Annotated in this window: 15 protein-coding genes; 11 read left to right on the top strand and 4 right to left on the bottom strand. The window is 71.7% G+C overall.

The window, feature by feature from the left end:
• Positions 1-16: 16 nt before the first annotated feature.
• The 5 genes from ABD126_RS15690 to ABD126_RS15670 all read left to right on the top strand — a co-directional run bounded on the left by ABD126_RS15690 (position 17) and on the right by ABD126_RS15670 (position 5,490).
• Positions 17-2,257 (top strand): polyribonucleotide nucleotidyltransferase, encoded by a 2,241-nt coding sequence (locus ABD126_RS15690; protein ID WP_343934548.1) that lies wholly within the window; start codon positions 17-19, stop codon positions 2,255-2,257.
• Between the two features lie 98 nt (positions 2,258-2,355).
• The gene (locus ABD126_RS15685) at positions 2,356-3,660 is read left to right on the top strand and encodes a M16 family metallopeptidase (RefSeq protein WP_343934647.1); all 1,305 of its coding nucleotides are present in this window, start codon (positions 2,356-2,358) and stop codon (positions 3,658-3,660) included.
• On the top strand, positions 3,657-4,412 hold the full coding sequence (dapB, locus tag ABD126_RS15680) for a 4-hydroxy-tetrahydrodipicolinate reductase (protein ID WP_343934547.1): 756 nt from the start codon (positions 3,657-3,659) through the stop codon (positions 4,410-4,412). Before ABD126_RS15685 ends, dapB begins: the two co-directional genes overlap by 4 nt.
• Positions 4,409-4,864, top strand: a complete 456-nt coding sequence (locus tag ABD126_RS15675) for a tetratricopeptide repeat protein (RefSeq protein WP_343934546.1) — start codon at positions 4,409-4,411, stop codon at positions 4,862-4,864. The genes dapB and ABD126_RS15675 overlap by 4 nt, the downstream gene beginning before the upstream one ends.
• A 254-nt stretch (positions 4,865-5,118) precedes the next feature.
• Entirely contained in the window at positions 5,119-5,490 is a 372-nt protein-coding gene (locus ABD126_RS15670; RefSeq protein WP_343934545.1) for a PRC-barrel domain-containing protein, read from the top strand.
• Here the strand turns inward: ABD126_RS15670 and ABD126_RS15665 are convergent.
• Complete coding sequence (locus ABD126_RS15665) at positions 5,438-5,935, bottom strand: hypothetical protein (RefSeq protein WP_343934646.1); 498 nt, start codon at positions 5,933-5,935, stop codon at positions 5,438-5,440. The genes ABD126_RS15670 and ABD126_RS15665 overlap by 53 nt on opposite strands.
• A gap of 30 nt (positions 5,936-5,965) precedes the next feature.
• Positions 5,966-6,511 carry a GNAT family N-acetyltransferase gene (locus ABD126_RS15660; RefSeq protein WP_343934544.1) on the bottom strand — a complete coding sequence of 182 codons (546 nt, stop codon included), beginning with the start codon at positions 6,509-6,511 and terminating at the stop codon, positions 5,966-5,968.
• 64 nt (positions 6,512-6,575) lie between these two features.
• Between ABD126_RS15660 and ABD126_RS15655 the strand changes: the two genes are divergently transcribed.
• Both ABD126_RS15655 and ABD126_RS15650 read left to right on the top strand, forming a co-directional pair.
• Positions 6,576-7,460 (top strand): EamA family transporter, encoded by an 885-nt coding sequence (locus tag ABD126_RS15655; protein ID WP_343934543.1) that lies wholly within the window; start codon positions 6,576-6,578, stop codon positions 7,458-7,460.
• Positions 7,457-8,662, top strand: coding sequence for a winged helix-turn-helix domain-containing protein (locus ABD126_RS15650; RefSeq protein ID WP_343934542.1), 1,206 nt, complete (start codon positions 7,457-7,459; stop codon positions 8,660-8,662). Before ABD126_RS15655 ends, ABD126_RS15650 begins: the two co-directional genes overlap by 4 nt.
• Positions 8,663-8,767: 105 nt before the next feature.
• Here ABD126_RS15650 and ABD126_RS15645 read toward each other — a convergent pair whose 3' ends face one another.
• Together ABD126_RS15645 and ABD126_RS15640 are read right to left on the bottom strand one after the other, a co-directional pair.
• A complete protein-coding gene (locus ABD126_RS15645; protein WP_343934541.1) occupies positions 8,768-9,661 on the bottom strand; it encodes a DUF4097 family beta strand repeat-containing protein in 894 nt (297 codons plus the stop codon).
• Positions 9,662-9,672: 11 nt separating this feature from the next.
• Positions 9,673-10,188, bottom strand: coding sequence for a toxin-antitoxin system HicB family antitoxin (locus tag ABD126_RS15640; protein ID WP_343934540.1), 516 nt, complete (start codon positions 10,186-10,188; stop codon positions 9,673-9,675).
• 152 nt (positions 10,189-10,340) lie between these two features.
• Here ABD126_RS15640 and thyX point away from each other — a divergent pair, with 152 nt between their 5' ends.
• From thyX to ABD126_RS15620, 4 genes are all read left to right on the top strand, one after another.
• Positions 10,341-11,093 (top strand): FAD-dependent thymidylate synthase, encoded by a 753-nt coding sequence (thyX, locus tag ABD126_RS15635; RefSeq protein ID WP_343934539.1) that lies wholly within the window; start codon positions 10,341-10,343, stop codon positions 11,091-11,093.
• Positions 11,094-11,102: 9 nt separating this feature from the next.
• On the top strand, positions 11,103-11,495 hold the full coding sequence (locus tag ABD126_RS15630) for an ACT domain-containing protein (RefSeq protein WP_343934538.1): 393 nt from the start codon (positions 11,103-11,105) through the stop codon (positions 11,493-11,495).
• A 123-nt stretch (positions 11,496-11,618) separates the two neighbouring features.
• Positions 11,619-13,046 (top strand): serine/threonine-protein kinase, encoded by a 1,428-nt coding sequence (locus ABD126_RS15625; RefSeq protein WP_343934537.1) that lies wholly within the window; start codon positions 11,619-11,621, stop codon positions 13,044-13,046.
• A 10-nt stretch (positions 13,047-13,056) separates the two neighbouring features.
• Positions 13,057-13,677, top strand: a complete 621-nt coding sequence (locus ABD126_RS15620) for a TIGR03085 family metal-binding protein (RefSeq protein ID WP_343934536.1) — start codon at positions 13,057-13,059, stop codon at positions 13,675-13,677.
• The last annotated feature ends 1 nt before the right edge of the window (position 13,678 follow it).

Below are 13,678 nucleotides of genomic sequence, written 5' to 3'. Positions count from 1 at the left end.
AGGAGTTTTTGAGCATATGACGGACACCGAGGTCCACGAGACTTCCGCCGTGATCGACAACGGGCGCTTCGGCACCCGCACCATCCGGTTCGAGACCGGTCGGCTCGCCCGCCAGGCGGCGGGCAGCGTCGTCGCCTACCTGGACGACGAGACCATGCTGCTGTCGGCGACCACGGCGTCGAAGCACCCCAAGGAGCACTTCGACTTCTTCCCCCTCACGGTGGACGTCGAGGAGCGGATGTACGCCGCGGGCCGCATCCCCGGCTCGTTCTTCCGCCGCGAAGGTCGCCCGTCGACCGACGCGATCCTGACCTGCCGCCTGATCGACCGCCCGCTGCGCCCGTCCTTCGTGGACGGTCTGCGCAACGAGATCCAGGTCGTCATCACGGTGATGAGCCTGAACCCGGCCGACCTGTACGACGTGGTGGCGATCAACGCCGCGTCCGCGTCCACGCAGCTGGCCGGCCTGCCGTTCTCCGGCCCCATCGGCGGCGTCCGCGTGGCGCTGATCGAGGGCCAGTGGGTGGCGTTCCCGACCCACGAGCAGCTGGAGAAGGCCGTCTTCGACATGGTCGTCGCCGGCCGCGTCGTGGGTGACGACGTCGCGATCATGATGGTCGAGGCCGAGGCCACCGAGAACGTGATCGACCTGATCGGCGAGGGCGCGCAGGCGCCGACCGAGGAGGTCGTCGCGGCGGGCCTGGAGGCGGCCAAGCCGTTCATCAAGGTGCTGTGCGAGGCGCAGGCGCAGCTCGCGCAGGTCGCCGCGAAGGCCACCGGCGAGTTCCCGACCTACCCGGCCTACCAGCCGGACGCGTTCGAGGCCGTCGAGGCGGCGGCGTCGGGCGAGCTGGCCCAGGCGCTGACCATCGGCCCGAAGCAGGAGCGCGAGACCAAGCTCGACGAGATCAAGGCGTCGGTGCTGGACAAGCTCGCCGAGCAGTTCGAGGGCCGCGAGAAGGAGGTCGGCGCCGCGTTCCGCTCGCTGACCAAGAAGCTGGTCCGCCAGCGCATCCTGCGCGACAAGGTCCGCATCGACGGCCGCGGCCTGACCGAGATCCGCTCGCTGTCGGCCGAGGTCGAGATCATCCCGCGGGCGCACGGCTCGGCGCTGTTCGAGCGCGGCGAGACCCAGATCCTGGGTGTCACCACGCTGAACATGCTGCGCATGGAGCAGCAGATCGACTCGCTGTCCCCCGAGACGCACAAGCGCTACCTGCACCACTACAACTTCCCGCCGTTCTCCACCGGTGAGACCGGCCGCGTCGGCTCGCCGAAGCGGCGCGAGATCGGCCACGGCGCGCTGGCCGAGCGGGCGATCATGCCCGTGCTGCCCAAGCGCGACGAGTTCCCCTACGCGATCCGCCAGGTCTCCGAGGCGCTGGGCTCCAACGGCTCCACCTCGATGGGCTCGGTCTGCGCGTCCACCATGTCGCTGCTCAACGCCGGCGTGCCGCTGAAGGCGCCGGTGTCCGGCATCGCCATGGGCCTGGTGTCCGACGAGGTCGACGGCAAGACCGAGTACGTGGCGCTGACCGACATCCTCGGCGCCGAGGACGCGTTCGGCGACATGGACTTCAAGGTCGCCGGCACCAAGGAGTTCGTCACCGCGCTGCAGCTGGACACCAAGCTGGACGGCATCCCGTCCGAGGTGCTCGGCGCGGCCCTGGGCCAGGCCCGCGACGCGCGCCTGACCATCCTGGAGGTCATGGCCGAGGCCATCGACAGCCCGGACGAGATGAGCCCGTTCGCGCCGCGCGTCACGTCGGTGAAGATCCCGACCGACAAGATCGGCGAGGTCATCGGGCCCAAGGGCAAGATGATCAACTCGATCACCGAGCAGACCGGCGCCGACATCTCCATCGAGGACGACGGCACGATCTACGTCGGCGCGGCGGACGGCCCGTCCGCCGAGGCCGCGATCGGCATGATCAACGCCATCGCGAACCCGCAGCTGCCGAAGGTGGGCGAGCGCTTCCTGGGCACCGTGGTGAAGACGGCCGCGTTCGGCGCGTTCGTCTCGCTGCTGCCGGGCAAGGACGGCCTGATCCACATCTCCAAGCTGGGCAACGGCAAGCGCATCGGCAAGGTCGAGGACGTCGTCAAGGTCGGCGACAAGCTCCGCGTCGAGATCGCCGACATCGACCAGCGCGGCAAGATCAGCCTGGTGCTGGTCAACGAGGACGACAACGCCGCTGCTCCGGCCGAGGCTCCGGCGCAGGACGAGGCCGAGGTCTCGGAGACCCCGGCGCAGTGACCGGACGCGTCAACGGGACGGCCGCGGGTGCTTCGAGCACTCGCGGCCGTCCGCTTAGCGGCCGGCTCGGGCACCTCCAGCGGCCGGGCAGCACCCGGTTGCTGGAGAGCGGCGAGACCGGGGTGACGGTGCGGCGCAGCGTGCTGCCGTCCGGGCTGCGGGTGATCACCGAGCAGATCCCGGGCGTGCGGTCGGCGTCGGTGGGGCTGTGGGTGCAGGTCGGGTCGCGCGACGAGCGGCCGGAGGTCGCGGGCGCCGCGCACTACCTGGAGCACCTGCTGTTCAAGGGCACGGCCAACCGGTCGGCCGCCGCCATCGCGGAGGAGATCGACGCGGTCGGCGGCGAGCTGAACGCGTTCACCGCCAAGGAGCACACCTGCTACTACGCGCACGTGCTGGACGAGGACCTGCCGCTGGCGATGGACCTCGTGTGCGACGTGGTGTTCGAGGCGCTGTGCGAGCCCAAGGACTTCGAGACCGAACGCGGTGTGGTGCTCGAAGAGATCGCGATGCGGGACGACGACCCCGAGGACCTGCTGCACGACGCGTTCCTGGACGCGCTGTTGGGCGAGCACGCGTTGGGGCGCTCGGTGCTGGGCACCGAACGGTCCATCCAGGACATGGACCGCGATGCGCTGTTCAGCTTCTACAAGCGGCGGTACACGTTGCCGCGGATGGTGCTCTCGGTCGCCGGGAACATCGACCACAACCACGTGATGCGGTTGGCGCGCAAGCAGATCGGCGACCGCCTGGCGCGGTCGGGGTCACCGGTCGCGCCGCGCACCGGACGGGCGCGCATCGCGTCCACGCGCAAGCTGGTGCTGCACAGCGACGACACCGAGCAGGCGCACCTGATGCTGGGCGTGCGGGCGTTGGACCGGCACGACGAGCGGCGGTTCGCGTTGAACGTGCTCAACGCGGCGCTGGGCGGCGGCATGTCGTCGCGGCTGTTCCAGGAGGTCCGCGAGCGGCGCGGGCTGGCGTACCAGGTGTACTCGTCGGTGGGGCTGTACGCGGACACCGGCACCTGGTCGGTGTACGCGGGGTGCCAGCCGGACCGGCTCGGCGACGTGGCCGGCGTGGTGCGCGACGTGCTGTCCGTGGTGGCGTCCGGCGGCCTGACCGACGCGGAAGTGGCGCGCGGCAAGGGCCAGCTGCGCGGCGGGCTGGTGCTGGGGCTGGAGGACACCAGTTCCCGCATGTCGCGCATCGGCAAGGGCGAGCTGAACTACGGCGACTACCTGTCGGTGGAGCAGACGTTGAGCCGGATCGACCAGGTGACCGGCGAGGAGGTCGCCGCGCTGGCCCGCGAGTTGTTGCGACGCCCCGTCGCCGCGGCCGTGGTCGGCCCTTACGCTCACGCCGACGATTTGCCGTCCCAGGTGCACGAGGTGATCTCTTGAGTGAGCGTTCTGCGATCCGTGTCGGCGTGCTGGGTGCGCACGGGCGGATGGGGTCCGAGGTGTGCCGCGCGGTGGACGCGGCGGCCGACATGGAGGTCGTGGCCCGGGTCGACGCGGGTGACCCGTTGCAGGCCCTGGTCGACGCGGGCGTCGAGGTCGTCGTGGACTTCACCAACCCGGACGTGGTCATGGACAACCTGCGGTTCTGCGTGGACCACGGGATCCACGCGGTCGTCGGCACGTCCGGTTTCGACGGCGAGCGCCTGAAGACCCTGGAGAAGTGGCTCGGTTCCGGTTCGGTCGGTGTGCTGATCGCGCCGAACTTCGCGATCGGCGCGGTGCTGTCGATGCGCTTCGCGGAGCTGGCGGCCAAGTACTACGACTCGGCCGAGGTCATCGAGCTGCACCACCCGCGCAAGCTGGACGCGCCGTCCGGCACGGCCGCCCACACGGCGCGGCTGATCTCCGCGGCGCGGGCGGCGGCCGGCGTGCCGCCGATGCCCGACGCGACCACGCAGGAGGCCCCCGGGGCGCGGGGGACGCTGGTCGGGGACGTGCGGGTGCACTCGCTGCGGATCGCCGGGATGATCGCCCACCAGGAGGTCGTGTTCGGCACGGAGGGCGAGACGCTGACCCTGCGCCACGACTCGCTGGACCGGACGTCGTTCATGCCCGGCGTGCTGCTGGCGGTGCGCACGGCGCCCGAGCGGCCCGGGTTGTCGGTCGGGCTCGACAAGTACATGGACCTGTGAAGACCCGCACGGTCGCGTTCCTCATCACCGCCGCGCTGGCGGTGTACTTCGTGCTGCTCGGCGGCCGGGCGTTCGTGCTCATCGGCACGGGCGACCCGGTCGGCGTCGGGCTGGGGATCGGCGTGCTGGTGCTGCCCCTGATCGGGGCGTGGGTCGCGTGGACGAACCTGCGGTTCGGGTTCGTGACCGAGCGCATGGCCCGGCGGTTGGCGGAGGAGGGCGGGCTGCCGGACACGTCGTCGTTGCCGCGCCGCCCGTCGGGCCGGGTGGACCGGGACGCCGCCGACGCGTGGTTCGAGGAGCGGCGGGCCGAGGTGGAGCAGTCGCCGGAGGACTGGCGGCGCTGGTTCCGGCTGGCGCAGGCGTACGACCTGGCGGGGGACCGGGGGCGGGCGCGGTCGACCATGCGCAAGGCGATCGAACTATTCCAATTGCCGACGAATCGGGCGTGAAGCATTCGGGTGAGACGGACTTCATCCGGTCTTAACGGCTTCTTGCCTTGGATTGTCCGGTGACCCTCAGTAGCGTGGGTGGCGTGTCGAACGCCTGCCAGAACGTGCGGCTGACCGTCGCCTGCCTGCTCATCGTGACCGCCCTCGGCGCGGCCCTCGCCCTGACCTGACCCGGCCCCGTTGGGATGTTCGGGGGTCACACCTCCGGGTGGTTCCGGGTGCGATCAGTGCTGGACACGGGTAGCCGCATGAACATGGACCGAACAGCGGTGGACCGCCTTTTCGACTGCGACCTGCTCGACCGTCACGGAGAACGCGTGGGCACCGTGGCGGAGCTCTGGATGGACGGCGGCCGTCCCCTGTGGGCGACCGTGCGGACCGACCACGCCACCACGCTCGTGCCCATCAGGGGCGCCCAGGTGCGGGATCGGCGACTGGTCGTGCCGGTCGACAAGAGGGAGATCGAGGACGCGCCCGAGATCGGCCCCGAAGTGTCCGAAGTGGACCACGTCCGGCTGCACGACCACTACGGGCTGACCGTCCCCCAGCAGCGGCTGGTGCGGCGGGCGCGGCCTAGTGGAGCAGCCACCCCGCCATCAGACCGGGCGACGCGGCGAGGACGCTGAACCGCGCGAACCTGCCCACCATGCCGGTGGTGATGAACAGCCACGACGACATGCCCGCCAACCCCGCGAGCACCGTGGTGAACATGAACGGCGGCAAGCCGACCACCGAGCTGACCGCGTGCGTGCCGAACATCCAGTGCGGGTGCCGGTGGCAGCGGTCCCGGATGCGGTCCAGGCGGGCCTTCCACCTCAGCCGCCGCGTCGACGGCGGCTTCTCCTTCCCGGTCCGGTGCATGAACGCCGGCAGGCGCAGCGAGCCGCGCGCGGCCAGGAAGTAGAACATCTTGCCCAGGACCTGGCCCACCGCGACCGCGAGGCCGATCCACCACCACGAGATGTGGGGCTGCTGCGTCACGAGGCCGATGACGAAGACCTCGATGCTGATGAGGGGGATGATCGCGGACCCGAACGCCACTCCGAACGTCAGGCCGAGCCACCCCAGCAGTGCCCACACCCGTTCGAGGCTAGCAACACCTCAGTCGGCCAACAGTAGGGTCAACCCCCCGGAAACCCTTATTTCGCGCAACGGTCGCCCTCCGGCGTCCAGCGTGCGCACCGTGCCGTCGGACTCCCACCCGGCCTTGGCGTAGAAGCCCGTGGACGCCGGGTCCGCTTCCGGGACCCAGGCGACACCGCGCGTGTTCCCCTTGTCACGCAGCGTCCCGGCGGCGGTGGCGAGCAGGCGTCCGCCGTGCCCCCTCCTGCCCCAGCGGGGTTCGACCAGGATGCTGACCAGGCCGGTGGTGGCGGCGTCCGCGGGAAGCGTTCCGTCCGCCCTGGCGACCTCGTCCGCCGGCGCCTGGCCCACCACGCAGTAGCCCACGAGGTGGTTGCCCTCGGTGGCGACCAGGACCTGGCCCTCCTCGACGGCCTCGGCCCACGCCTGCGTGGTGTCGCCCAGACCGCCCAGGACCTCCTCCGGAAGGAGGTTGCGGTACGCGGTGCGCCACGTGTCGCGGTGGAGGCGGGCGATCTCCTGGACGTCGTCGGGTGTCGCTGCCCGGACTGCGGCGTCGGCCATGGGAAGACCCTAGTGGCCGAAACTCGCGTGAACCGGACGGGTGTCCCGTGAAAGCGTGCGGGGCATGCGCTGGGCAGCTCTGGGTGTCGTGTATGTGGTGTGGGGGTCTACGTACCTGGCCATCAAGTTCACAATCGAGACCATGCCGCCGCTGTTGTCGGGTGGGTTGCGCTTCTTAGTGGCCGGCGTGGTGCTCACGCTCGTGGTGGGGCGTCGGATGCGCATGACGTGGCCGCAGGTGGGGACCGGTGTGCTGCTCGGGTTGCTGTTGCCCGCGTGGGGCAACGGGTTGGTCGTGGTGGCGGAGCAGTCCGTGGCGTCCGGGTTGGCGGCGTTGATGGTGGCGTCCGTGCCGCTCTACGTGGTGGTGATGCGGCGCGTGGGCGGTGAAAGGCCGCCGGCGGTGACCTATGTGGGCGTTGTGGTCGGGTTGGTCGGCCTGGGCGTGTTGTTGCTGCACGACGTGGGCGGATCGACGTGGTGGGGGCCGTGGTTGGTGCTGCTGTCCGCGTTCGGGTGGGCGCTGGGGACGTACCTGAGCGGGCGGTTGCCGGTGCCGGCCAACCCGTTCGCGTTGTCCGCCGTGGAGATGGTGGCGGGCGGGGTGGCGTTGACCGTCGTCGGGCTGGCGTCGGGGGAGCGGCTGGACGTGACGGCGGTGTCCGCGCGGTCCTGGACCGCCTGGGGTTACCTGGTGGTGTTCGGGTCTCTGTTGGCGTTCAGCTCGTACGTCTACGTGCTGGGGCAGTTGCCGGTGTCGACAGTGGCCACTTACGCCTACGTGAACCCGGTGATCGCCGTGCTGCTCGGGGTGTGGCTGGCCGACGAGCGGTTCGGGGCGGTCCAGCTGGCCGGCGGCCTGCTGGTGGTGGTCGCGGTGGTGCTCGTGGTGCGGGCCGAGCGGAAGTGTCGTACCCCCGTGGGAACATCCGAACCGTGCAGAACATGAGTGCGGACGTCGCCCGCCGGATCGCGCTGGGCGCCCAGGGATTCGCCGACCCGCGGCCGTCGTCGCCGCCCACGCGGCGGCACCTCCAGCGGGTGCTCTCGCGCGTCCAGCTGATCCAGCTCGACTCGGTCAACGTGGCCGTGCGGGCGCACTACATGCCCGTGTTCAGCCGGCTGGGGTCCTACACACCGTCGCTGGTCGACGAGGCGGCCTGGTCCCACAGCTCGCGCAAGCCGCGCATGCTCGTGGAGTACTGGGCGCACGAGGCGAGCCTGGTGCCGGTCGAGGACTGGCCGCTGCTGCACTCCGGCGCGAAGCGGCCCGGCTGGTGGCACAACTACACCTCGATCGCCGAGCGCGACCCGGGCCTGGTCGAGGACATCCTGGCCGTGGTGAAGGAACTCGGGCCGGTCGGCGCGGGCGCGATCGAGAAGGCGCTGGCGGGCGGCGGGCCGCGCCGCAAGGACCACTGGGGCTGGAACTGGTCGGAGGTCAAGAAGATCTGCGAGTGGCTGTTCGGGTCCGGGCAGCTCACCACGGGCACGCGGCGCGGGTTCGAGCGGCTCTACGACCTGACCGAGCGGGTGCTGCCGCCGGAGGTGGTGTCGAGGCGCGTCACGGCGGAGGAGGGCGCGCGGGAGCTGGTGGCGCGGGCCGCGTCGGCGCTGGGCGTGGCCACCGAACCGGACCTGCGCGACTACTACCGCCTCGCCCCGGCCCGCAGCCGGCAGGCCGTGCGGGAGCTGGTCGAGGAGGGCGTGCTGGAGCCCGTGCAGGTGCAGGGGTGGACGTCGGTGGGCTACCGCCACACGTCCGCGCGCGTGCCGAGGTCGGTGCCGGGCCGGGCGCTGCTGTGCCCGTTCGACCCGCTGATCTGGGAACGTGACCGGACCGAACGCATCTTCGGCTTCTACTACCGGATCGAGATCTACGTGCCGGCGGCGAAGCGCGTGCACGGCTACTACGTGTTCCCGTTCCTGCTCGACGGCCACCTGGTGGGTCGGGTGGACCTGAAGGCGGACCGGCAGGCGGGCGTGCTGCGCGTGCAGGCGGCGCACTCGGAACCCACGGCCGACCTCGGCCGGGTGGCGGTGGAGCTGGCCGCCGAACTGCGCCACATGGCCGACTGGCTGGAACTGGACAAGGTCGCCGTGACCTCGCGCGGTGACCTGGCCCCGGCACTGAAGGCGGTGGTGCGCTGACCACTGCTGTCGCCAAGCGCCGGGCGGGCGGCACAGGGCGGTCCGCACGCTCCTCGGATGAGGACCGCGGCGCGCGCGTCGGGGGTGCGCACGCCGCGGTCGGTCTCAGGCGGAGCCCGCGGTCGAGGCCGCGGTCACCAGGGCGTTGCCGGTGCCCGTGCGGCCGGTGATGACCAGGGCCGGCGTCTCGGTCGGCGGCGTCCCCGACACGTCGAGTTCGCTGCGGGCCGTGCCGGCGGTCGAGAGCAGGTCCACCTCGGCCGCCACGCCGGGGTGCACGCCCACGCGCACGTGGCCCGAGCCGGTGCCCATCTGGATGCGGCCGGCGGCGGCGTCCGCGATGGTCACGTCACCGCTGCCGGTGCGCACCTGCACGTCGTTCCGCACCGCGCCCAGCCACACGTGCCCGGTGCCGCTGTAGAGCACCGTGTTGCCCGCGATGGACGCCACCTCGATGTCCCCGCTGCCCGTCTTCGCCCGCAGCCCGCCCGGCATCGGGCCCAGGCGCAGCTTGCCCGACCCCGAGTTGACCTGCGACGGGGCGTCGGCGCCGTCCGTGGTGACGTCGCCGGTGCCGGTCTGGATCTCCAGCCGGCCCGCGGTGCCGGTCACGGTCACGTCCGCCGCGCCCGACTTCGCGATCACGTGCGACCCGACCGGCGCGCGCACGGTCACGCCCAGCGGCACCGCGCGCAGCGGCAGCGCCTTGGACGAGTGCACCTTCAGCCGCCGCCCGGTCAGCTCGACGCGGGCGTCCCGCACGGCGTCCGGCGGCGCGGCCCCGCCACCGCCCTGCCCGAACTGGTCGTTCACCCAGCTCAGCAGGCCGGTCAGGCCCGCGGTCCACGAGTCGCCCGGCGCGGCCTCGTGCCGGACCTCGACGTGCACCCCGGGCTCGTCCACCAGGTGCACCCGCACGCGGCCGGCGAGCAGGGCGATGTCGACCTCCACCACGCCCTCGACCTCGAAGCTCTGCTGTCGCACGACTTCCGAGTCCACGACGTCCCCCCTCAGCCCTGCACCCAGCCGCGCACCCGGGACCCGTTGTCGTCCTTCGGCGGCTGCTGGTGCTTGTCGTGCCAGTTCTTGTGGTGCCCGCGCCGCCCGCCGACCGCGCCCTGCACGGCCTGCGCGACGAACGTGTTGAGCGACATCCCCTGCGCCGCGGCGGCCTGCTCGGCCTTGGACTTCAGCTCGTCCAGCAACCGCAGCGTGATGCGCGTGGCGTCACCGCCGGTGGGCCGGGGAACTTCCCGCGGCTCCGGTTCGTGGTCCCGGGGGGAGGACGCGCCGGTGACGACCACCTGGACGTCCCGGCCGTCCAACCGGACCTGCACGACGGGCCCGTCGAGCGCGACGGTCACCTCCGCGGCCAGGTCGGACAGGGCGTTCATGAGGGCCAGCCGGGCGGCCGGCTCCAGCGCGGCGGACAGCACGGCCGCGGTGCGCCGGGTGTCGTCGTCCCCGGCGGAGGCGGCCGTCGCGAGGTCCTCGCGCAGTTGCGCGATGTACGGCGACAGATCCATGACACCACCATGCCGCCATCGGTGACATCAGTCAAGGAAGAAATGACATCACGACGACACCACAACCGTTGCCATAGCTGCTCGGCCTACTCCATGCGGCGCAATGCGGCGTGATTCTGAGCCACGCGCGGCCCTGGGTTAGGGTTCCCGGCATGGCTGAGACGGTGTCGCCGAAGGTGCAGTTGATCGCGAAGACGGAGTTCTTCCCCCCGGCGGACGTCCCGTGGTCCACCGACGCCGACGGCGGCGAGGCGCTGGCCGAGTTCGCCGGGCGCGCCTGCTACCAGTCGTGGACCAAGCCGAACCCCGCGACGGCCACCAACGCCGGCTACATCAAGCACATCATCGAGGTCGGCCACCTGTCCGTGCTGGAGCACGGCAGCGTCAGCTTCTACTTCACCGGCCTGTCGCGGTCGCTCACCCACGAGCTGATCCGGCACCGCCACTTCAGCTACTCGCAGCTGTCCCAGCGGTACGTGCCCGAGCGCAACGCCGCCATGGTCGAGCCGGACGTCATCGCCGCCGACCCCGAGCTGCACGAGCTGTTCCTCAAGGCCACCCAGGCCAGCGTCGACGCCTACACCGAGCTGCTCAAGGGCCTGGAGCAGAAGTTCTCCGACGTCCCCAGCGCCACCCTGCGCCGCAAGCAGGCCCGCCAGGCCGCCCGCGCGGTGCTGCCCAACGCCACCGAGACGCGCATCGTCGTGACCGGCAACTACCGCGCGTGGCGGCACTTCATCGCCATGCGCGCCACCGAGCACGCCGACGTCGAGATCCGCGCCCTGGCCGTCGAGTGCCTGCGCCAGCTGCAGAAGGCGGCGGCCAACGTGTTCGCCGACTTCACCATCTCCGCGCTGGCCGACGGCACCGAGGTCGCGTCCAGCCCGCTGGTCACCGAGGGCTGAGGCGCCGGCGTGAAGCGGCTGATCGTCGACGTCCAGCCGGGGGAGTACACGGTCGCGCGGCTGCCCGCCGACGCGGCCGTCCCGCCCGGCCTGCTGGACCGGGCGGGCCTGGTGTCGGTGACGCGCACGCCGGACGAGCTGTCCATCGTGTGCCCGAGCGAGCACGCCCCCGCCGGCGGCGACGCGCAGCCGGGCTGGCGGCTGCTCACCGTGCGCGGTCCGCTGGAGTTCACGCTGACCGGCATCATGGCGGCGCTGTCCGGTGAACTGGCGGCGGCCGGCGTGAGCCTGTTCGCGCTGTCCACCTACGACACCGACCACCTGCTGGTGAAGGCCGCCGACCTCGGCCGCGCCACGCAGGCCCTGCGCAACTCCGGCCACGAGGTGAACCTCCCGACCTGATCGGGCGTGTTCCCCGGCGAAGTCACGAATCCGTGAAACCGGGTGGGCCGCGCGACGGTCTGAAGTAGCGTTCGGCCGTTCCAGGCTTCGAGGAGTTGCGCAGCGGTGACAGGTCCACAAGGTGTGAGTGCCCAACCACGCGTCATCGCGGGCAGGTACGCGCTGCTCGGCGAGCTGGGCCGCGGCGGCATGGGCGTGGTGTGGCGCGCGCAGGACAACGTCATCGGGCGCCAAGTCGCCATCAAGGAGCTGCACCTGCCCGACGGCATCGCGGCCGAGGAGCGCCGCGTGCTGGAGGAACGGGTGCTGCGCGAGGCGCGCACCGCGGGCCGGCTCAACGACCCCGCCGTGGTGACCGTGTTCGACGTGGTCGCCGAGAACGGCATGACCTACATCGTCATGGAGCTGGTCGAGGCGGCCACGCTGTCCACGATCATCGCCCAGTCCGGCCCGATGCCGCAGGACCGCGTGATCTCCATCGCGCTCCAGGCGCTGTCGGCGCTGGAGACCGCGCACAAGGCCGGGATCGTGCACCGGGACGTCAAGCCCGGCAACCTCATGGTCCAGCCCAACGGCCGGGTCAAGCTCACCGACTTCGGCATCGCCCAGGCGATGGACGACCCGCGCCTGACCACCAGCGGCAGCCTCATCGGCTCGCCCGCCTACATGTCGCCCGAGCGCATCCACGGCCACGAGGCCTCGCCCGCCTCCGACCTGTGGGCGCTGGGCGCCACGCTCTGCTACGCCGTCGAGGGCCTCAACCCCTACGAGCGCTCGTCCACCGCGTCCACGCTGCACGCGATCATGAACGAGATGCCGCGCCTGACCAGGGCGCACGGCGCGCTGGGCGCGGTCATCACGGGCCTGCTCATGCCCGACCCGAACGCCCGCCTCACCGGCCCGCAGGCCCGCGCCATGCTCGACCGCGCGGTCGCCCAGCCGACGCCGCCCAGCGGGTTCGCCGGCCCCGGCGGCCCCACGATGCAGTACCAGCCGCCGACCATCCCGCCGCGGCGCAAGCCGTGGGTGAAACCGCTGCTCACGGCGGTTGCCGCGATCGGCGCGGTGGCGTTCCTCGTCCTCGGCGTCCTGGTGGACCGGTGGCTGTTCACCGACAAACCGCCCGCCGCGATGGCCGAGACCATCACCTTCGGCAGCGGCGGCACGCTGCCCGAGTTCAAGCTCAACGCGGGCTACTGCGGCGACAACTTCCTCGCCCCGTCGGTCCGCGTCGGCAGCGCCGAGTGCGACGAGGCGCACAGCGTCGAGGTGTACGGGGAGGGCGGCCCGTTCGGCAGCTCGGACAAGGTCGCCTACCCGGGCGACGAGTGGCTGCGCAAGTACGCCGAGAACTTCTGCACGCTGGTCTTCAAGTCCGACCGCGTGCCGCTGGAGGGCAAGGACGCCAAGCTGCGCTACGTCGCCGTCGTGCCGACCCAGGCGGAGTGGAAGGAGAGCTACTCCGCGTCCAAGGGCTCGCGCGAGGTGTTCTGCGTGCTGTGGGACAAGAACCGGGTCGAGCTGACCGAGCAGGTGCACGCCAAGAAGTAGGGTGGGGCGCATGGGCGTCGCACAGGACGAACGCAGGCTGCTCAGCGAGCTGTTCACCGAACGCGGGCCGGACGCGCCCACCCTGTGCGACCCGTGGCGCACCCGCGACCTCGCCGCCCACCTGGTCCTGCGCGAACGCCGGTTCGACGCGGCCCTGGGCATCCTGGCCAAGCCGCTGGCCGCGCACGCGCGGCGCGTCCAGGACGGTTACGCCGCCAAGCCGTGGGCCGAGCTGGTCGACCTGGTTCGCTCGGGCCCGCCCGCCTGGTCCCCGTTCGCCCTGCTCGACGACGTGCTCAACACCGTCGAGTACTTCGTCCACCACGAGGACGTGCGGCGCGCGGCCGACGACTGGTCGCCCCGCTCGCCCGACCCGCGCCGCGACGCGGCCCTGTGGAAGGGCCTGGCCCGCGTGGCGAAGCTGACCTACCGCGCGAGCCCGGTGGGCGTCGTGCTGCGCCGCCCGGACGGCGAGTCGGTGACCGCGAAGGCCGGTCCGAACCCGGTGATCCTGTCCGGTCAGGTCTCGGAACTGCTGATGCACGCCTTCGGCCGGGCCCGCGCCGAGGTCGAGTACGACGGCGACCGCGACGCCGTCACCGCCGTGAAGAGCCTCGACCGGGGCGTGTAAG

Origin of the sequence: Saccharothrix mutabilis subsp. mutabilis (genome assembly GCF_039521145.1) — a bacterium.
Taxonomy (GTDB): Bacteria; Actinomycetota; Actinomycetes; order Mycobacteriales; family Pseudonocardiaceae; genus Actinosynnema; species Actinosynnema mutabilis.
The sequence above is the reverse complement of the archived record's forward strand: the minus strand, read 5'-3'. Positions and strand labels throughout refer to the sequence as shown.

Excerpts from the sequence above, each read along its gene's own strand:
- ABD126_RS15670 (WP_343934545.1), top strand. The coding sequence starts at position 5,119 with ATGGACCGAACAGCGGTGGACCGCCTTTTCGACTGCGACCTGCTCGAC.
- ABD126_RS15640 (WP_343934540.1), bottom strand. The coding sequence starts at position 10,188 with ATGGATCTGTCGCCGTACATCGCGCAACTGCGCGAGGACCTCGCGACG.
- ABD126_RS15660 (WP_343934544.1), bottom strand. The coding sequence starts at position 6,511 with ATGGCCGACGCCGCAGTCCGGGCAGCGACACCCGACGACGTCCAGGAG.
- ABD126_RS15620 (WP_343934536.1), top strand. The coding sequence starts at position 13,057 with ATGGGCGTCGCACAGGACGAACGCAGGCTGCTCAGCGAGCTGTTCACC.
- ABD126_RS15655 (WP_343934543.1), top strand. The coding sequence starts at position 6,576 with ATGCGCTGGGCAGCTCTGGGTGTCGTGTATGTGGTGTGGGGGTCTACG.
- ABD126_RS15690 (WP_343934548.1), top strand. The coding sequence starts at position 17 with ATGACGGACACCGAGGTCCACGAGACTTCCGCCGTGATCGACAACGGG.
- thyX (WP_343934539.1), top strand. The coding sequence starts at position 10,341 with ATGGCTGAGACGGTGTCGCCGAAGGTGCAGTTGATCGCGAAGACGGAG.
- ABD126_RS15650 (WP_343934542.1), top strand. The coding sequence starts at position 7,457 with ATGAGTGCGGACGTCGCCCGCCGGATCGCGCTGGGCGCCCAGGGATTC.